This is a genomic window from Exiguobacterium flavidum, assembly GCF_003344535.1.
GTDB lineage: Bacteria > Bacillota > Bacilli > Exiguobacteriales > Exiguobacteriaceae > Exiguobacterium_A > Exiguobacterium_A flavidum.
The window spans coordinates 101121-119244 of record NZ_QPKS01000001.1 but is presented as its reverse complement, the minus strand read 5'-3'; the positions used below and the strand labels follow the sequence as shown (position 1 = coordinate 119244).

The window sequence follows — 18124 nt, the reverse complement described above, 5'->3', positions numbered from 1 at the left end:
TTTCGATGAAGCGGTGCTTTTTTGTGCGGTTCGCCACTTAATCTGACGTCCTGTATCAGTTCAAATTGAGCATTGGAGAGCGTATTTGTTTGATTGTGACATACTATTTAGAAAAGTTGTATCACAATAAGGGATATGCTAAAATAGGGACGAATTTGTGAATGAAGAGAGGATGAATGTTTTGACGAATACAACTGTAGAACTTCTAGCGATCAACACGATTCGTACCCTATCGATCGATGCCATCCAAAAAGCGAACTCTGGTCACCCAGGTATGCCGATGGGTGCCGCTCCAATGGCGTTTTCCCTTTGGACGGAGCATATGAATCATAACCCGAAAAATCCGGAATGGTTCAACCGAGACCGCTTCGTTTTGTCGGCAGGCCACGGTTCGATGTTGCTCTACTCACTCCTCCATCTATCAGGATATGATCTTTCAATGGATGACTTGAAGGCATTCCGTCAAGCGGGATCAAAGACTCCAGGGCATCCGGAATATCGTCACACAGCAGGTGTCGACGCGACGACAGGTCCACTCGGACAAGGAATTGCGATGGCGGTCGGTATGGCGATGGCCGAACGTCACCTTGCAGCCAAGTACAACAGAGATGACTTGAATGTCGTCGATCATTTCACTTACGGGATTTGCGGCGACGGCGATTTGATGGAAGGCGTGTCTGCTGAAGCGGCTTCGCTTGCAGGTCACCTCGGTCTGAATAAGCTCGTCGTCCTTTATGACTCGAACGATATCTCACTTGACGGCGATCTCGACAAATCGTTCTCAGAAAACGTCCAAGCCCGTTTCGAGGCTTATAACTGGCAAGTCATCCGGGTCGAGGACGGAACGGATATCGATTCGATTTCGAAGGCGATTGCGGCAGCGAAAGCGGAAGCATCTAAACCGACTTTGATCGAGGTGAAGACGGTCATCGGATTCGGTTCACCGAACAAGTCAGGTAAATCTGCTTCTCACGGAGCACCGCTTGGTGAGGCTGAAATCAAGTTGACGAAAGCAAGCTACGTTTGGGATCACGAAGAATTCTACGTACCGGATCAAGTCAAGGAATTGTTCGAGGAGCGTATCGAGAAACGCGGAGCCGATACTGAGGCGAAATGGAACGAGATGATGGAGAAGTATGCATCTGCTCATCCTGAACTTCACCAAGAGCTCGTACGTGCGATTGCCAATGAGTTGCCAAGCGACTGGGAAAGTGAACTGCCGACATACGATCTGACTTCGAAGAAAGCGACACGCCAGACGAGCGGTGAAGTGCTGAACGCGCTTGCGAAGAAGGTTCCGACACTGTTCGGAGGATCTGCCGACCTCGCGGGTTCGAACAACACGCTCTTGAAGGGTGAGGCGGACTTCGATATCGATCCGAGCGGCCGCAATATCTGGTTCGGCGTGCGTGAATTCGCGATGGCTGCCGCTGTCAACGGTATGGCATTGCACGGTGGAGTCATTCCTTACGGTGCGACGTTCTTCGTCTTCTCCGATTACCTTCGTCCGGCAGTCCGTCTCGCTGCGTTGATGGGTCTCCCGTCTATCTTCGTCTTGACGCATGACTCGATCGCAGTCGGTGAGGATGGTCCGACTCATGAGCCTGTCGAGCATTTGATGAGCTTCCGCGCGATGCCGAATGTCAACATCTACCGTCCGGCTGACGGCAAAGAGACGATCGCAGCTTGGAAGACAGCTGTCCAAGCGAAGGACAAACCGACGCTGCTCGTTCTTACGCGCCAAGGGTTGCCTGAGCTTGAAGGCACTTCTGCTGAAGGCGCTGCGAAAGGCGGATACGTCATCGCAGGGGATATCGAGACGAGCGACACGCTCTTGCTCGGTACAGGTTCAGAAGTACACCTTCTCGTCGAGGCGCAAAGGCAACTTGCTGAACAAGGTGAGAAAGTCGCGGTCGTATCCCTTCCATCATGGGAAGTGTTCGAGATGCAATCGAAAGAATATAAGGAATCGGTTCTTCCGAAACGCATCACGAAACGTCTTGCGATCGAAGCTGGGGCGACACTCGGCTGGTATAAATATGTCGGGACAGAAGGACAAGTCATCGGAATCGATCGCTTCGGTGCATCGGCTCCTGGAGACCTTCTTCTTAAGGAATACGGCATGTCCGTCGAAAACGTCCTCGAGACGTTGAAAAACATGTAATGAAGTGGGCTGGATCTTCATGATCCGGCCTTTTTCTTAGGTAGCCTTCGATTGACGAAGGTTGACCTATGCAAAAACTTAAAATTATAGTATAGTAAAAAGCGACGTTTTAAGTTAGAGGAGGAAGCACCTTGACCACATGGATCTGGATTTTGATTGCTGTACTTTGCTTGGTGGCTGGTGTTGCACTTGGGTTCTATATCGCGCGTCGGTACATGATGAACTACTTGGAGCAAAACCCACCGATCAACGAAGACATGATCAAGACTTTAATGATGCAAATGGGCCAAAAGCCGTCACAGAAGAAAGTCAACCAAGTGATGCGTTCGATGAGTGGCTCGATGAAAAACCCGAAAAACTAACTTTTTCCAAAAAGGAGACCAATTGGTCTCCTTTTTGTTTTCTTTTTATGACATTAAGTGAGATACTTTCAAATGTGAGATAATTTGAATAATTTTGAGAATGGGGGATTGCGAATGGCAGTCTTTAGAAAATTAAGCTGGTTTTTCAAACTGGAATGGAAGGCGTATAGTCTCGGAATCATATTTTTGATATTCGTTGCTGCACTTGAACTCATCCCGCCGAAATTAATCGGTGCGACCGTCAACGGCATCAACGAAGGTACGCTGACGAAGGAATTGTTGTTGCAGTTGGCCGGTGCATTGCTCGCAGTCGGTATAGCGAACTATGTCATCCGTTATTTTTGGAGATTCTACATATTCGGAGCTTCGATTCGGCTCGGTCGCTTGCTGCGGAGTCAGCTCTATGCGCATTTTACCGAACTCGACCAATCGTTTTATAAAAAGAATCGAAGCGGCGATCTGATGGCACATGCGACGAATGATGTGCAAGCGGTCTCGATGACGGCGGGGGCCGGAATCCTTACGCTTGTCGACTCCGTGACGATGGGGAGTTTCGTCATCATCACGATGGTTACGACGATCAGCTGGAAGTTGACATTCTTCTCGCTGCTGCCGATGCCGATCATGGTCTACCTGACATCGCGTTACGGTAAGATGCTACATACAAGGTTTCATGATGCTCAGTCTGCGTTTTCGGATTTGAACGACAAGGTCGCAGAGAGCGTCAGCGGTATCCGTGTTCTGAAAGCGACGGGGCAAGTCGAGGCGGATGTCGAGACGTTCACGGACTTGTCGAGTGATGTCGTTCAAAAGAACAAGCGTGTCGCGAAGATAGATGCCTTGTTCGACCCAACGATATTCGGGGTCGTCGGCCTATCCTACATCATTGCAGTCGGATACGGTGCCTACCTGCTTCGCCAGGGGGAAATCAGTATCGGGGACATCGTGTCATTCACGGCCTACCTCGGATTGTTGACGTGGCCTATGCTCGCGTTCGGATGGCTCTTCAACATCGTAGAACGGGGACGGGCATCATACGACCGGATTGAGCACATGCTCGCCATCGAACCGGAAATTCAGGATGCTCTGCACGCAGGTGACACAGTCGCCTCGTCTGAAATCGACATCGCGATCGAACGATTCAGTTATGAGGAGAAGCCGGTACTGTCAGACATCGCGCTCCAGATTTTGCCGGGACGCTCGCTCGGAATCGTCGGCCGGACAGGCGCAGGAAAGTCGACGCTCGTCCGATTGCTCTCCCGTGAATACGACGTCACGAAGGGAAGGATCACTCTCGGAGGACGAAACTTGAAACAATTGAAAAGACGAGCGGTCCGTGAGCAGGTTGCGGTCGTGCCGCAGGACCACTTCCTGTTTTCAGAATCAATCGCTGACAACATAGCATTCGCCTGCCCTGAAGCGACGATGGAAGAAATCATGGAGGCGGCGAAGACCGCAGCTGTCCATGATGATATTCTCGGATTTCCGGAAGGGTATGCGACTGTCGTCGGGGAGCGCGGCGTGACGTTGTCTGGCGGGCAAAAACAGAGGATTTCGATTGCCCGGGCACTGCTCGCGGATTGTCCTGTCCTAATACTTGATGACGCCTTGTCAGCGGTCGACGCGAAGACGGAAGAGCGCATCATCGAGCACTTCCGGACGGCCTCTAACAATCAAGCGCAGGTCATCGTGGCTCACAGGTTGTCAGCCGTCTCCCATGCGGATGAAATCATCGTGCTCGAGGATGGGAGAATAAGCGAGCGCGGGACACATCATCAGCTGCTCGAACGGGGTGGCTGGTATAAAGAGACGTATGACCGGCAACAGCTCGAGACACTCGTCGAACAAGGGGGTGGAACGAATGAATCATGATGTGAATGAAAAAGCGGTGCTAAAGCGTCTGATCAGTTTCGTCAAACCGTTCAAACGCCAAGTGATGTTCGCGTTCATGCTGCTTCTGGTCACGACCGCAGCAAAACTTGGAGGGCCGTATCTCGTCAAGATCTTCATTGATGAGTTCGTCACGAAGAACGACTATCCGATTAATCAGGTACTGCTGTTATTCGCGGCCTATCTGATTCTTCACATTACAGGCATCATCGTGGATTACTTCCAGGCGTATGAGTTTCAAAAAATCGCGCTTCAAATCATCCAACGGTTGCGGATCGATGTATTTCGCCATGTGATGCATCTGCGTCTCGGCTACTTCGACCGGACGCCAGCCGGTGTACTCGTCTCACGGATCACGAATGATACGGAAGCGGTCAAGGAGCTCTATGTCGGAGTGCTATCGACGTTCGTCCAGAGCGGGGTGCAGTTGCTCGGGACATACGTCTTCCTTTACCTGCTCGAGCCGAGGCTCGCGACGATCGCGCTTCTGCTGCTGCCGGTGTTCTGGATGATCATCTGGGTATACCGCCGATACTCGACGCGCTACTATGCGGAGGTGCGGGACCTGCTATCGAAGCTGAACGCACAGTTGAATGAATCGATCAACGGGATGGCGATCATTCAGCAGTTCCGCCAAGAAAAACGTCTGATCGCCCAGTTCGAAGAGACGAACGAGGCTCATCAGAATGGACGCTACAAAAACCTTAAGCTCGACATCTGGCTCCTGCGTCCCGTCATCGAGCTGCTCCTTGCCATCTCGATCGTTACACTGCTGACGTACTTCGGGCTGCTCTCTTTCTCTGAATCTGTTCAAGTCGGTGTCGTGTATGCATTCATCAGCTACCTCGAACGGATTTTCCAGCCGGTCCAGCAGATCATGCAGCGCCTGTCGGAGTTTCAGCAAGCTGTCGTCTCGGCGGACCGGGTCTTCAAGGTGCTCGATACGGACGAACCTGAGCCGACGAAGTCGATGCCGGGAGAAGCCGACATCGAGGAAGGGACGATCACCTTCGAGGATGTCCGATTCAGCTACGACGGCAAGACTGAAATCCTGAAAGGAATCAGCTTCGAGGCGAAAAAAGGACAGACGGTTGCCCTCGTCGGTCAGACAGGAAGCGGGAAGTCATCGATCATCAACATCTTGATGCGCTTTTATGACTATCAAAGCGGGCGCATACTGATCGATGGGGAGCCGCTGGAGAAGATTCCGGAGGAGAAGCTGCGACAGCATGTCGGACTTGTTTTACAGGACTCCTTCCTCTTCACGGGGAGCGTCACCGACAACATCAGACTGTTCGATGAATCGATTCCGTTCGAGACAGTCGAGCAAGCCGCTGAATTCGTTCAGGCTGCACCTTTCATCGAGCAGCTTGCGGAAGGATATGACAGTCCGGTCGCTGAGCGCGGGGCGACATTCTCAGCTGGTGAGCGCCAGCTCGTGTCGTTCGCACGGACGATGGCCCGCAATCCGAAAATCCTGATTCTGGACGAAGCGACGAGCTCGATCGACACGGAGACGGAAGAGAAGGTTCAGGAAGCGCTTCGGCGCATGCGGGCAGGGAGGACGACGATAGCGATTGCCCACCGTCTGTCGACGATCCAGGACGCGGACCTCATTCTTGTCTTGCACAAAGGGGAAGTCGTCGAGAGAGGAAACCATCTCGAGCTGATCCAAAAAGGCGGACTTTACAAAAAAATGTATGAGCTGCAGTCCGGACATTTCGAATCTGCAGTCACGAAAATCGAAAGATGAACAAAAAAAGCCTGCTGGGGCGATCGCCGCCCCAGCAGGTTTTTCGTGTGCTCTTTTTTATTAGTAGACAGTGACCGTCACATTTTGGCGGCCCCAGTTGAGTGCTTCAGAGCGTGTCTCGACGAGAAGATCGAGTTTGTTTCCTTGGATCGCGCCTCCACGGTCGAGTACGATCGCTTCACCGATTCCCGGGATGAACATGCGTGTTCCGATTGGGTACTGCGGTGGTGCAGCGATGATGCGAAGACCATTGTACGTCGTCTTGTTCGTGACGTCATAACCGCTCGCTGTAAGGACGCGACCGCCATATGAACCATTCTCGCTCGGGTCATTCGTATAGGCGCTGACGTTCATCGTGACTTTAGTGCCTGCTTGGCTTGAAGTCGACGCTTTAGAGACTCCTGATTTCACTGCTGCAGGCTTGGCTGCGGCAGCTTTCGGAGCGGCTTTCTTGTCACCGTTGTTCAACGAAGTGTAAGCGCCGTGAACGTAACGGACATCACCGTTGATCGTCGTCTTGATCCATGCGCCTACTTTACCTTCTACGCGTACTTTATCGCCTTTGTAAAGGTTGCCGACATCTTTCGACTTCGTTGTCGGAGCCGTACGGATGTTCAGTACCTCTGTCGTAACTGATACTGTTTTAATAGAAGATGCCGAAGAAGTATATGCACCGTGGACGAAACGCTTCTTGCCGTTCAAGTTCGTTTCAATCCATGCGCCATGACGTTTTTCGACAGATACCTTCTGACCTTTGTATAGGTTACCGACGTCAGCCGATGCCGTCGTTGGTGCTGTCCGTACGTTAAGTACTGCTGTATTAACCGTTACCGTCTCTGAGGCAGCTTGTGTCTCTTGGGCAAATCCTACTGATAGAGCTGTTGCTGCGATACCTGCAGCGAAAACTGCTTTTTTCATTATTGATGTCCTCCTGACATTTGCTGTGTTTACTGTTCCTACTCTACACGGCGAATGGGGGGCGTGCGTTTACAAGTCAATTGCATTATTGTGACAAAACAGGTCAATGTTTCATTAGTGTTTCACATGTTGCGAGAAACGGAGGTTATGTATCAGAACTGATGCAGATGATATGGGTTCGACACAATGAATCCAAAAAATAGAAAAACGTCATCCGCTCGGTTTGAACGGATGACGTCATGATGGTGAGATTCGGGGATAGCGTGATATACGTGATTCATAAGCCAGTGCATACTCCAGTAACAGCTGATCCAGCTCATGGCTCAATCGGAGGACGGTAGGCGAAGTGAAGCTCAGTCGTTCAGCTTCCCTGTACAATTCAGTTCGCTTCGATTCGATTTCTAAAGTTAAGACTTGCTGGTTCGTCATGCCGTTCTCCTTCAGATGTGATAGTAACCATATTCTAGCAACAGTGATTATGGGATGCAATGGAAAATCGGATAGTTCACCCAACTGTAATTTTACTGTAAACGAAAAAAATAATGGGGATAAGAGATTCTTCGTTACAAATGGTCAGTAGTTTGGCAAAATAGAGAAGGAACTTCTACTTAATTCATAATAGAAAGGGGCTGCTTTGATGGAGCTCACCTTGTGGCTCGCGTTCGGTGCGGGATTTCTGTCCTTCGTCTCACCATGCACGCTGCCGCTTTATCCGGTCTTCTTATCCTACATTACGGGTGTCTCGGTAACGGACCTGCAGGAAAAAGGGGTTCGCGAAAAACGCTCGTTGATGCATACCGTTGCTTTTTTGGTCGGGTTCTCGATCGTCTTTCTCGTTCTCGGACTTTCGACCTCGCTGTTCGCGGACTTCTTCATCACGTATAAGGATGTCTTGAGAATGACCGGGGCACTCGTCATCTTCGTATTCGGTATCATCCTGCTCGGCGTATGGCAGCCGACCTTCCTCATGCGGGAGAAGCGTCTTGATCTCGGTGAACGAAAGGGCGGTTTTTTCGGGACTGTGCTGATCGGTATCGGTTTTGCGGCCGGATGGACACCGTGTACCGGACCGATCCTTGCATCTGTGATAGCACTCGCGGCGACCAATCCTTCTCTAGGCATGTTCTATATGCTGGCGTATGTACTCGGATTCTCGATTCCATTCCTGATCATGGCATTTTATGTCGGGCGTTCGCGCCTCCTCGTCAAATACAGCATGAAGTTGACGAAAGTCGGCGGCGCGTTGATGGTCATGTTCGGAATCATGCTCTATTTCGACGGTCTCAGCAAAGTCGCGGCGTGGATGAGCGACTTGGTAGGATTCACCGGATTTTAACGAGGAAGTGATGAAATGATTTGGTTGACGACGATCTTTGCGATCGTGATGGGCGTGCTCATCAGTTTCGTCCGTGTCAAGGCGTCGGCGAAACCGACGGACGCAAAAAAAATTCTGATTCCGCCCGTCATGATGACGACCGGAATGCTCCAATTTTTATATGAACCTTCGCGTCTTCCGTGGCTCGAAGTGGGGGAAGCACTGTTGATCGGTATGATCTTCAGCATCTTTTTGATCAAGACATCGAATTTCTATGAGGAAGGCGGCGAAGTCTATCTTCAACGCTCGAAAGCCTTCTTCATCGTCTTGTTTGGCTTGTTGTTCATCCGGACGGCGGCTAAGTTCTATATCGGCGGAGAATTCCACCTCTTTAAAACCGGAAGCCTGTTCTATCTCGTCGCCTGGGGGATGATCGTGCCATGGCGAGTCGCGATGTATATGAAGTATAAGCAGGTGCGGGACGGTATTCTACAGGTCGGACATTTGCCATGATAGAAAGGAGCGGACGACATCCGTTCCTTTTCTTTTTGGAAAAAAGACGAAAAAAAGAAGCGTTGTGAGACGCTCCTCAATTGAAGTAAGGTGCATATTCCGTCCAGTCGATCGACTGTTCTTTCAGCGCCTTCTTCAAGAATTTATGATCCCGTTTCGGTGTGGCTGAGATATAGCCCTTGACGACGAGCTCCGGTGTCATCACGCGAGCACGCTCCTTGAGCGCGAACTCGCCAATCTTTCCGGCGATCTTACGACGGGCGACATCACGAAACGCAGCCGGTACAGGCAGTACGAGGGCATTCAGCAGTTCGAGCGTCTCTTCCGTCCACAGATGACGCGTCCTGTCGATGTATTCATCCTCCCAGTCCATCATCGATTTCCCGTCAGCTTTCGGCAATTTCTTCAAAAACTTGCGGAACATGAAAAAACCGCCGATCGCCATCAGCGTCACCATGATGAATCCCCAAAGGACGATCCCGTTCATGAACCAATCCATCATCATCCAAAACCCCCTTTCGCACCATTAACTTTAGCACAAATCGAGAAGGGCATGCTATGATGAAAAACGGAGAAAGTGAGGGAATATACATGTTAAAACCATATGTGCAACTGGACGACGATGGTCGTCCGCTCAAAGGGACGCTGCCTCAGACTGAAGACGGTCGCGTCGTCGAATTCTACTATGACAAGGCTGGAGAGAACATCACGGTCGTGCTGATCACGAAGCCTTCTCTCGACGCGAGCCGTAAACGGGCGTTCACGACAGAGAAGACGTTCAAGACCGTTTCGACGCTCGAGGACTTCCTGTTGCTCGGGTATGAACTCGATGGAGACAAAATCTATGCGACGCTCGAGATGTTCGACGATCAGTCGATTCGGCGCATCGATGCCTCGCGGCTGCTCGATTATTGACGTTCTGATCTGAGGGGGGATGAGCGGTGGAGAAGCGGCTTTCGTATTTCGTCGGTTTCACGTACGTCATCTCCTGGGCGATATGGCTGCCGAATCTGCTGCTGCATGAGCCGATTCCGCTCCTGCATCTTGCAGGTGGTCTCGGGCCGTTCCTCGGGGCGCTTGCTGCGACGTATGTGATTGACGGAAAGAACGGTCTTTTTGCGTATTTCAAAGATCGCTTCCTGAAACCTTTCAAAAAACGATATGCGTTGCTCGCGGTGATTCTGCCGCTGATGTTCATGGGCATCGGTTTGATCGTCGTCCGCTTGTTTTCGGATGATTCCGTGCCGTTGTCGGACATCGGTCGTGACGACAAGTTGCCGCTCCAGTCTGCACCGATGATTTTTCTGACGTGGCTGCTGTTTTACGGAATCGGCGAGGAAGGAGGCTGGCGGGGCTATCTCTTTCCGGAACTCCGGAAACGAATGTCCTGTCATCATGCCGCGCTGACTGTATCCGTCTTCTGGGCATTTTGGCATGCTCCGGTCTTTTTGTACGACCCCGATTTCAGCACCATTGGGGTTTTCGGTACAGCAGGGTGGACGATCGGTCTCGTGTTCGGTTCGTATTTCCTCGGGTGGCTGACGGAAAAGGCGAGCTTCAGCATCATTCCCGCCATCCTGTTTCATGCGGTGTTCAACTATACGGCGGCAGGTGACGTCTCACCGATGCTGTCGGCACTGATTTCTGCCCAATTGATTGCTTTCGTGCTCATCGTATTCAAAAGAGAAAACAGGATGAACGTAAATAAGTAAGAGGCTGACTCAAAAGTCGATCCATAAACGAAATACGGGGGCGGATTCGGAATCCGCCCCCNCGCGACTCCTACAGCAAAAAGCGCGGTGGAACCGCGCTGTCAGAGACCGATGAGCCCCGGACCCCTGTCCATTTTCGGACAGGGGTCACGGCTCGTGTTTCGCCTGAGGAAAGCGTGTGAAGGGAAGTGATTACTTTTGAGTCATCCTCTTATTCGTCTTGAAGTTGCGGACATCAAGACGAGTGGATTTTGAGTAGCGGCGGCTCGGTCGACACGCTTGCCGTCCCGCCAATCGGGAAGGTGAACATCGGAAGCGTATGTCCGAAATCGAGGTTCGCGATGACGGGAACTCCTGAAAGGGACGGGTAATAGCTGATCATGTAACGGAGTTGTTCCAGTTCAAGACCGCTCGCCGCCTGGAACCGTCCGAAGACGATTGCAGCGATCTGTTCAGCACCAGGCTGTTGCATCAACGAATGGAAATCGCGTGCGACGGTCGCCGGATGGACCTCATAATCGTCTTCGAGGAAGAGGACCGCACCGCGCAAGTCAGGCATGAAGGCCGTCCCTTGAAGTAGATTCAAGGTGCAGAGGTTGCCGCCGACGATACGTCCGTCCGCTTCCCCGTGCTGCAGGACGACAGGACCTTGATTCGGCCGTGTGATGCCGTCATCGAACCAATTGGCGCTGGTTTCGATTTCGAAATCCGCGCTCTCCATCAGTGCCTTGATGAAATGTTTCTTCGTATAGGCATGATTCATTCCGATACCGCGCAGCATCGGACCGGAGTATGTGACGAGTCCCGTCTTTTTGAAGATGGCGTTTGCGAGCGCTGTGATGTCGGAAAAGCCGATCAGCACCTTCGGATTACTGCGGATCAGCTCATAATCAAGATGGGGTAACAGCTCATTCGAGTTGAAGCCGCCACGAACGGCCATGATCCCCTGTACGGATTGGTCGCCGAAGGCCTGGTGCAGATCGCTCACCCGGTGTGCGACATCGCTCGACCCGAGCACGTTCTTCTTTCGTGCATGACAACTGATCGACACGTGGAAACCGAGCCTCTCCAACGCGTGGATGCCCTCGCTGACGACTTGTTCCTCGACGAGGGACAGGCTTGAGGCGGGAGCGAGCAGGCGGATATGGTCACCGGGTTTCAGTCTGTCAGGATGAAGGGCTTTGAGCTGTGCCTCGATCAGTTCGATCCGGTTGCCGAACGGGTCCTTCGTATAAAGCCGACGGATTGGTGCGAGCCGTTCGTCGAACATGACCGCATGTCCCGAGTCTGCGAGACGCCCGGCAATCAAATCCAGATCCGGGACGGTGAAGGCAGGATGTGCCTTCGACTGAGGCGAGAAGCCTTCCTCGATTCCGATATGAAGACTGGTCGTTCCGGAGTCGAACCAGACACCGCCGTTTGATGAGAGGGAGTCGGGTTTTCGTATTTCCTTCAAACCGAGTAAATCGCGGTAGAATCGAAGGCATTTCTCTTCGCTACCGGCTGGTGCAGCCAGTTGGACATGATCAAGCATCTACCTCTCACTCCTCAATCGGATCAGGATCAGGCGACGAAAAGATGGATCCGCTCGATTTCCCGTTCCGTCATTTTGACATAATATGAATTTTCGACTCGCTGATCGAGTTTTTTCGCGACTTCGAATGCGTTTGCCCGCAAAGCGGTCAAGTAGGCGACTTCCTGGCGGCGAGTCGTCCGATACGTGAACAGGTAGTGCGCTATCAGCAACTGCAAATAGCCTCGGTCCGTCAAGAAAGGGATGAGCGATTGCATCTCCTGCATCGACCAGAACGGTTTTTCGACATAATAAAGTTCCGCATACAGGTGATAAGGGGCGTCACCGCCCGTAAAATCAGGTTTCGCGGCCTTTACTTCCTCGATCAGCTTCGCCGTCCAGTTTTCTTGATGGCGCAGTTCTGACATGAAGAGGGGCAAGATATAAGGGTGTGCCTGCTCCGGCATCCTTGAACAGCCTTTTTCATGCCGAAGAGCGGCGTAAATGAAGAGGGCACGCTGGTCATATCCGCGCTCGATCGCATAGGTCATCCGGCTGAACGCTTCACAGGACGGACAATCACTCAATTCGTCAGAATCGAGGTCGACCCACGACTCTAGCAAGGCGTCCGCCTGTTCCTCGTCACCGAGTTTGCTGTACATGACGAAACCGACATAATCTTTCGTTCTCAAGAAACCTCGCTCTTCGCAAAAATCGCTGAACACCTTGAAATCTTGTTCGATGGTCGCGACAGGCATGTCGAATTGTTCGGCTGAGAAAATCAGATAGGACTTGAAGTTCCAGAAGAGATCGAGCATCTCCTTTTCCGGTAATTGAATCGCGTCCTTCCGGATCCATTCCGTCAACATCGAAAAAGAGGTAAGAAACGAACGGAAGTGACCGAGGTCGAATTGATTTTGTGAAAAGGTCCAAAGGGCAAGTGGACGAAGGTCCGTATCGATGGCCTGTTCAAAGATGTCCCAGAGAGACTCACCCCGTCTTTGACTCGGGTCCTCCTCTTTTAGCTTCTGATACAGGCTTTCTAACTCATGAGGGTTCATCTCAAGCCCTCCTTTCTAATATATCATTCATTATACCATGCTGTGATTCGAACAATGCGTGATGAGCCAACGGGAACGGAAAAACTCCCGGTTCCTTCAACGGGAAACCAGGAGTGCGTCCTTCAAGGCAGTCTCTGAGATTAGATCCTCAAGTGAATAGGGATCAAGCGTTTCGTGAAATGCTGTCAACGCATGGTCGAAAGCGTGCCGGACGGGATCGAGGGACGGTTCCTCGCATCCTTCTTTCGGTCGCAGGAGAGGATTCGCCGGCTCGAACGTTCTGACGACTTGACCGATCGAGATGTCGCGCGCCGGAGCAGCGAGGCGAAAACCTCCGCCTCTTCCGCGCTGGGAAGAGATGAACCCAAGCTGTGCCAAGCGGTAGACGACCTTCGTCAAATGATTTTTCGAGATGCCATAGCAATCCGCGACCTCCTGGATGCGCACGAGCCTGTCCGGATGGACGCTCGCGAAGAGTAGAGTACGGATGGCATAGTCTGTATGGCGGGTCATTCGCATAGTACTTCACCTCTTGGTAAGACATTTTAAGGAATATTGACTTCGATTTCAAATTCTAACTGTAACCTTTGAATTTTGAAAACATGCATGTTGAATATTGTTTTTATCCAGCCTATCACCCATAATGGACGAGTGAGAAAGGTAGGTTGGTGTATGCACTTCAATCAGGCATTAAAAAAGATCCAGACGATCGCCCCTGAAATCCATGAGAAGGGCGAGGAGATCGCCACTTCCTTCTATAGAAAGCTTCATCAAAAATATCCCGAGCATGCAGTGGAACTGAAGTACTCGCTCGAACACCTTGAACAGGCGATTCGTGGTCTCGAACAGCTGATGTATCGCGTCGCGAGCCAGAACGAGCCGAGTGAGCTCTTCAAGACGATCTTGATGGGGGAAATCAATCAGAATGGATCGTTTCTGCTCAGAAGCCCGGAAATCATCCGGGAAGAGCTGCTGAACGCTCTGGCTGAAGGGCTGTCCTGCGCGCAGGATGATGACGTCATCGTGGCTTGGTCGATCGTCCATGATCAGCTCGTCGAGACGTGCATCCATTTCAGCAAGTCGGATCAAGGGCATCTTCACCGGCAACGTCCGCTTTTGTTGATTGCAGAAGGAGAAAATCTGCTGCCGGTTCTCGAAGAGTCGAAATACGCATTCGAGACAGGCAGGGAAATCACGGTCTTGCATATCCGCAGAAGCGAGGAGGAGGAGTACGATACTTCGATCCTCGAAGGTCTCGCCGAAAAAGGGGCAGTCGTCCATATGTTCAGCGAGGAAGTATTGTCGCTCGAACTGATGAACTTCATGCAGGAGCTGTCGAGCGATGACCCGATCATCTTCGTCAGCGGTACGATCGCATTCATCGACTTCGTTCGCGATGCGCTTGAGCCTCTTCCGGTCATCTTCGGTCCGTTTACTGCTGAAGTCCCATTGATTTGTTAAGAACACAATGAACACGCCCGGAACTCGTCAAGATGTCGAATTCCGGGCGTGTCTTTTTTGAATTGTGATCAAGCTGTCTTCTTCATACGAGCGGTCTTCTGGATCGCTCGATCGAGAGCGAGATAGACGAAGCCGGACACGATGCAGGCGAGACCGACAGCGGCGAGGACATATCCTCCGCTTCCGCCTTCAAGGAAGAAGCTTCCTAGGAGCGGGGCTGTCACGCTGCCGATCAGCCACTGGATGCTTGCCGCGCCGTTGTAGGTTCCCCGCATATCTTCCGGTGCGATGAGCGCGATGAACGTCATCTGGACCGGTGACATGATCATCTCGCCGAACGTGTAAAGAGCGTAGATGACAAGCAGGATCGCTACGAGCGCGAAATAGTTCGTGCCAAGTTCGAACAGGAAGGCAGGTACGATGGCGAGCAGGATCATGCCGATTCCGAACACTGTCGCGCCTGCGAGCATCACCTTGCCGAACGGTTTTCCTGAAAGCTTTGCTGCGATCGGGAATTGAAGCAAGACGACCATCAGACCATTCAGACCCATCAGGTAAGGGAACGGGTTTTGTGAGTCTGGAAGTCCCGGCAACGACTCCTTCAAGAAGACGGGCAGCATGCTCTCGACGAGCGAGAAGCCCATCGAGATGAAGATGCCTGCGCCGACGAAGGCGAGGAACACCTTATCCTTGCTCAGGATGACGAAAGGAGAGACTAGCTTTTCCTCGGGATTCCGTTCGATATTCTCAGGCTTCGTCTCGACGATGAAGACGAGGAGGATGATCGCATAGACGACGAACAAAGCGGAAGCAGAGAAGAAGATGATGGAACGGTCGATGAAGAGGACTGCACTGCCGAGCAGCGGACCGAATGCGGCGCCGACGTTGTGCCCCATCCGGAGCAAGCCGAACGCTTCGTTCAGCTGCTCCGGCTCCGTGACATCAGCGACCATCGCGCTTGCTGCAGGGTGAAAAAGAGAATTGGTCAGACCGAGCGCCGCATTGAGCAGCAGGAGCGGCCAGAACGACTCGGCGAAGGCGAAGCCGATCAGCACCGCTGCGTCACCGACGATCGCGATGACCATGAGCGGTTTTCGCCCGTAGATGTCGGAGAGACGGCCGCCGATCATCGAACCGAGCAATGCGGCGATCGGGCCAGTCGCCATGATGATTCCAACGAGCATGTACGAGTCGAGCTTATCCGCATAATAAAGGACAAGGAATGGTGCAATCATGAACATCATGATACCGGTGATCGTTTCCCCGCCGAACCGGATCCAAATGTTGCGATCGAGCTGTCTTACTTTTTTGAACATGAAGATTTCCCCTTAGACGTGCTGTATTTTTTAAATACGAAAAGACGGGTACGCACATAAATGGGCATACCCGTCTCTGTATAAGGGCAGGCATGTGCGTAACCACGTACGCACACCCCTGATTAACGGTTACATTAAACAGCAGGTCGACGTACTTCGATTGTGTTTGAAAATGCAGAGCTTTGCTGTCGTGCGATGATTTGCTGGTTCATTGTACGTCTCCTCCTTTTCATGGTTTAACTTCTTCGTCAGATTACAAGACACCGGAAGGAGATGTCAAATTGCATTCTGAAGATTTGGTCAATGGACGTCGTGGACGAATGAAGCGGGATTCGGTATGATAGATTAGTTGTGATACGAATCTTTAAACGTGAAGGGAACGTAGATATATGAATAAGACATTACTCAATGAAGTGGAGAAACGCCGAATCTTCGGCATCATCTCCCACCCGGATGCTGGTAAGACGACATTGACGGAAAAGCTCCTCCTGCATGGAGGCGCGATCCGCGAAGCGGGATCGGTCAAGGCCCGTAAAAACTCGAAGTTCGCGAAATCCGACTGGATGGAAATCGAGAAGCAACGCGGCATCTCGGTCACGTCATCAGTCATGCAGTTCGAATATGATGGAAAGATCGTTTCAATCATGGATACGCCAGGTCACTCTGATTTCGGTGAGGACACTTACCGGATTTTGACTGCCGTCGACTCTGCCATCATGGTGATCGATGCCGCGAAAGGGATCGAGGCACAGACGAAGAAGCTCTTCCAAGTCTGCCGCATGCGCGGGATCCCGATCTTTACGTTCGTGAACAAGATGGACCGTCAGGCGCGCGACCCGCTCGAATTGATGGAAGAACTCGAAGAGGTGCTCGGTATCCCGTCGGTCGCCGTCACATGGCCGGCCGGTTCAGGCATGCAGTTCGAGGGAGTCTACGACCGGATCAAGGAACAGTTCCACTGCTTCAAGAACGATCGGAAGACGATCGAGCTCGGCGAGGAAGGACTCCATTCAGAAGAGCTTTCCGAGTCGATCAACTCGGAGATGCACGAACAACTGATGGACGAGATCGACCTGCTCGACGGAGCAGGAAATGCCTATGATGAGGAACTGATCGCAAAAGGCGAATTGACACCTGTCTTCTTCGGTTCAGCGCTCGTCGACTTCGGGATCACGCCGCTCCTTGAGCATTACCTGAACCTCTCGCCGTCACCGACGCCTCGTGAGTCGAACAAAGGCAAGGTCGAGCCGGCCCAGGACTTCTTCAGCGGCTTCGTCTTCAAAATCCAGGCGAACATGAATCCGAATCACCGTGACCGGATCGCGTTCGTCCGGATTTGTACCGGCAAGTTCGACCGCGGGATGGATGTCGTCCTGACGCGGACAGGCAAGAAGATGAAGCTGTCCCAATCGACACAGTTCATGGCGGACGAGCGGGAGACGGTCAACGAAGCGTTCGCAGGAGACGTCATCGGTCTGTACGATTCCGGTAACTATCAAATCGGAGACACGATCACGAACGGCGACCCATCGCTTCAATACGAGGCGCTGCCTACGTTCGCTCCGGAACTGTTCCTCAAGGTCTACACGAAGAACGCCCTGAAATCGAAGCAGTTCCAAAAAGGGGTCGAGCAGCTCGCACAGGAAGGCGCGATCCAAGTCTACCGGAACGAATACAACGAGATCATCCTCGGTGCGATCGGGCAACTTCAATTCGAGGTATTCGAACATCGCCTCAAAGGCGAGTACGGTGTCGATATCCTGAAGGATGCTGCGAACTTCCAGGTCGCGAAATGGGTGAAGCCGGAGGATCTCGGCCGTGCGAAGTCGTTGACGGACTCGCGGACGGTTCTCGTATTCGACCGCTGGGAGAACCCGGTGCTGTTGTTCGCGAACGATTTCGTCTACGAGCGTTTCGTCCAAAAGAACGAGGACGTCACACTCGTCGACTCGCCGCAACAGTTGAAGTAAAGAGAAGTACAAAGGTCTCCTTGAGCCGTCGCTGACGTCTTGAGGGGACCTTTATTGATGTCTGGAGCGATGAACGAAAAACAGCTCGGATCATGATTTCAAGTCTTCTGTTTAAGCTCATTGGGAGGAGGGTAAAAAATGAGCGCAAGCAGGATTGTCAAATAATCAAAGGATGG

Annotated in this window: 17 protein-coding genes; 10 read left to right on the top strand and 7 right to left on the bottom strand. The window is 52.0% G+C overall.

Annotated features, from left to right (window positions below; all coding sequences use genetic code 11):
- The first annotated feature begins 172 nt into the window (after window positions 1–172).
- The 4 genes from tkt to DFG60_RS00585 all read left to right on the top strand — a co-directional run bounded on the left by tkt (window position 173) and on the right by DFG60_RS00585 (window position 6169).
- A complete protein-coding gene (gene tkt / locus DFG60_RS00600) occupies window positions 173–2164 on the top strand; it encodes a transketolase (protein ID WP_114569786.1) in 1992 nt (663 codons plus the stop codon).
- A 131-nt stretch (window positions 2165–2295) separates the two neighbouring features.
- The gene (locus DFG60_RS00595; protein ID WP_114569785.1) at window positions 2296–2526 is read left to right on the top strand and encodes a YneF family protein; all 231 of its coding nucleotides are present in this window, start codon (window positions 2296–2298) and stop codon (window positions 2524–2526) included.
- 114 nt (window positions 2527–2640) lie between these two features.
- Entirely contained in the window at window positions 2641–4398 is a 1758-nt protein-coding gene (locus tag DFG60_RS00590) for an ABC transporter transmembrane domain-containing protein (protein WP_114569784.1), read from the top strand.
- On the top strand, window positions 4388–6169 hold the full coding sequence (locus DFG60_RS00585) for an ABC transporter ATP-binding protein (RefSeq protein WP_114569783.1): 1782 nt from the start codon (window positions 4388–4390) through the stop codon (window positions 6167–6169). Before DFG60_RS00590 ends, DFG60_RS00585 begins: the two co-directional genes overlap by 11 nt.
- Window positions 6170–6229: 60 nt before the next feature.
- Here the strand turns inward: DFG60_RS00585 and DFG60_RS00580 are convergent, their stop codons facing one another.
- Window positions 6230–7087, bottom strand: coding sequence for an SH3 domain-containing protein (locus tag DFG60_RS00580; RefSeq protein ID WP_114569782.1), 858 nt, complete (start codon window positions 7085–7087; stop codon window positions 6230–6232).
- 237 nt (window positions 7088–7324) lie between these two features.
- Window positions 7325–7516: an aspartyl-phosphate phosphatase Spo0E family protein gene (locus DFG60_RS00575; RefSeq protein ID WP_114569781.1), complete on the bottom strand. Its 192-nt coding sequence runs from the start codon at window positions 7514–7516 to the stop codon at window positions 7325–7327.
- A gap of 208 nt (window positions 7517–7724) precedes the next feature.
- Between DFG60_RS00575 and DFG60_RS00570 the strand changes: the two genes are divergently transcribed.
- Together DFG60_RS00570 and DFG60_RS00565 are read left to right on the top strand one after the other, a co-directional pair.
- Window positions 7725–8423, top strand: coding sequence for a cytochrome c biogenesis CcdA family protein (locus DFG60_RS00570; protein WP_114569780.1), 699 nt, complete (start codon window positions 7725–7727; stop codon window positions 8421–8423).
- Between the two features lie 15 nt (window positions 8424–8438).
- On the top strand, window positions 8439–8915 hold the full coding sequence (locus DFG60_RS00565) for a CcdC family protein (RefSeq protein WP_114569779.1): 477 nt from the start codon (window positions 8439–8441) through the stop codon (window positions 8913–8915).
- A gap of 76 nt (window positions 8916–8991) precedes the next feature.
- On the opposite strand, the gene DFG60_RS00560 is transcribed toward DFG60_RS00565, so the two are convergent.
- Complete coding sequence (locus DFG60_RS00560) at window positions 8992–9420, bottom strand: DUF2621 family protein (protein ID WP_198661516.1); 429 nt, start codon at window positions 9418–9420, stop codon at window positions 8992–8994.
- Between the two features lie 86 nt (window positions 9421–9506).
- Between DFG60_RS00560 and DFG60_RS00555 the strand changes: the two genes are divergently transcribed.
- Together DFG60_RS00555 and DFG60_RS00550 are read left to right on the top strand one after the other, a co-directional pair.
- A complete protein-coding gene (locus tag DFG60_RS00555; RefSeq protein ID WP_157964456.1) occupies window positions 9507–9830 on the top strand; it encodes a hypothetical protein in 324 nt (107 codons plus the stop codon).
- A gap of 26 nt (window positions 9831–9856) precedes the next feature.
- A complete protein-coding gene (locus DFG60_RS00550; RefSeq protein WP_114569777.1) occupies window positions 9857–10627 on the top strand; it encodes a CPBP family intramembrane glutamic endopeptidase in 771 nt (256 codons plus the stop codon).
- Between the two features lie 235 nt (window positions 10628–10862).
- On the opposite strand, the gene DFG60_RS00545 is transcribed toward DFG60_RS00550, so the two are convergent.
- From DFG60_RS00545 to DFG60_RS00535, 3 genes are all read right to left on the bottom strand, one after another.
- Window positions 10863–12161, bottom strand: coding sequence for an LD-carboxypeptidase (locus DFG60_RS00545; protein WP_114569776.1), 1299 nt, complete (start codon window positions 12159–12161; stop codon window positions 10863–10865).
- A gap of 29 nt (window positions 12162–12190) precedes the next feature.
- The gene (locus DFG60_RS00540; RefSeq protein WP_114569775.1) at window positions 12191–13201 is read right to left on the bottom strand and encodes a hypothetical protein; all 1011 of its coding nucleotides are present in this window, start codon (window positions 13199–13201) and stop codon (window positions 12191–12193) included.
- Window positions 13202–13297: 96 nt separating this feature from the next.
- Window positions 13298–13720, bottom strand: a complete 423-nt coding sequence (locus DFG60_RS00535) for an RrF2 family transcriptional regulator (protein WP_114569774.1) — start codon at window positions 13718–13720, stop codon at window positions 13298–13300.
- Between the two features lie 153 nt (window positions 13721–13873).
- On the opposite strand from DFG60_RS00535, the gene DFG60_RS00530 reads away from it, so the two are divergent.
- The gene (locus tag DFG60_RS00530) at window positions 13874–14662 is read left to right on the top strand and encodes a hypothetical protein (RefSeq protein ID WP_114569773.1); all 789 of its coding nucleotides are present in this window, start codon (window positions 13874–13876) and stop codon (window positions 14660–14662) included.
- 68 nt (window positions 14663–14730) lie between these two features.
- On the opposite strand, the gene DFG60_RS00525 is transcribed toward DFG60_RS00530, so the two are convergent.
- Window positions 14731–15978, bottom strand: a complete 1248-nt coding sequence (locus DFG60_RS00525; protein ID WP_114569772.1) for an MDR family MFS transporter — start codon at window positions 15976–15978, stop codon at window positions 14731–14733.
- 389 nt (window positions 15979–16367) lie between these two features.
- Here DFG60_RS00525 and DFG60_RS00520 point away from each other — a divergent pair, with 389 nt between their 5' ends.
- Window positions 16368–17948, top strand: coding sequence for a peptide chain release factor 3 (locus tag DFG60_RS00520; RefSeq protein ID WP_114569771.1), 1581 nt, complete (start codon window positions 16368–16370; stop codon window positions 17946–17948).
- Window positions 17949–18124: the final 176 nt, after the last annotated feature.

What these genes read in the sequence shown, in the direction of transcription:
- tkt (WP_114569786.1), top strand. Translation starts at nt 173, where the DNA reads ATGAATGTTTTGACGAATACAACTGTAGAACTTCTAGCGATCAACACG.
- DFG60_RS00590 (WP_114569784.1), top strand. Translation starts at nt 2,641, where the DNA reads ATGGCAGTCTTTAGAAAATTAAGCTGGTTTTTCAAACTGGAATGGAAG.
- DFG60_RS00585 (WP_114569783.1), top strand. Translation starts at nt 4,388, where the DNA reads ATGAATCATGATGTGAATGAAAAAGCGGTGCTAAAGCGTCTGATCAGT.
- DFG60_RS00580 (WP_114569782.1), bottom strand. Translation starts at nt 7,087, where the DNA reads ATGAAAAAAGCAGTTTTCGCTGCAGGTATCGCAGCAACAGCTCTATCA.
- DFG60_RS00575 (WP_114569781.1), bottom strand. Translation starts at nt 7,516, where the DNA reads ATGACGAACCAGCAAGTCTTAACTTTAGAAATCGAATCGAAGCGAACT.
- DFG60_RS00570 (WP_114569780.1), top strand. Translation starts at nt 7,725, where the DNA reads ATGGAGCTCACCTTGTGGCTCGCGTTCGGTGCGGGATTTCTGTCCTTC.
- DFG60_RS00565 (WP_114569779.1), top strand. Translation starts at nt 8,439, where the DNA reads ATGATTTGGTTGACGACGATCTTTGCGATCGTGATGGGCGTGCTCATC.
- DFG60_RS00560 (WP_198661516.1), bottom strand. Translation starts at nt 9,420, where the DNA reads ATGATGATGGATTGGTTCATGAACGGGATCGTCCTTTGGGGATTCATC.
- DFG60_RS00555 (WP_157964456.1), top strand. Translation starts at nt 9,507, where the DNA reads ATGTTAAAACCATATGTGCAACTGGACGACGATGGTCGTCCGCTCAAA.
- DFG60_RS00545 (WP_114569776.1), bottom strand. Translation starts at nt 12,161, where the DNA reads ATGCTTGATCATGTCCAACTGGCTGCACCAGCCGGTAGCGAAGAGAAA.
- DFG60_RS00540 (WP_114569775.1), bottom strand. Translation starts at nt 13,201, where the DNA reads ATGAACCCTCATGAGTTAGAAAGCCTGTATCAGAAGCTAAAAGAGGAG.
- DFG60_RS00535 (WP_114569774.1), bottom strand. Translation starts at nt 13,720, where the DNA reads ATGCGAATGACCCGCCATACAGACTATGCCATCCGTACTCTACTCTTC.
- DFG60_RS00530 (WP_114569773.1), top strand. Translation starts at nt 13,874, where the DNA reads ATGCACTTCAATCAGGCATTAAAAAAGATCCAGACGATCGCCCCTGAA.
- DFG60_RS00525 (WP_114569772.1), bottom strand. Translation starts at nt 15,978, where the DNA reads ATGTTCAAAAAAGTAAGACAGCTCGATCGCAACATTTGGATCCGGTTC.
- DFG60_RS00520 (WP_114569771.1), top strand. Translation starts at nt 16,368, where the DNA reads ATGAATAAGACATTACTCAATGAAGTGGAGAAACGCCGAATCTTCGGC.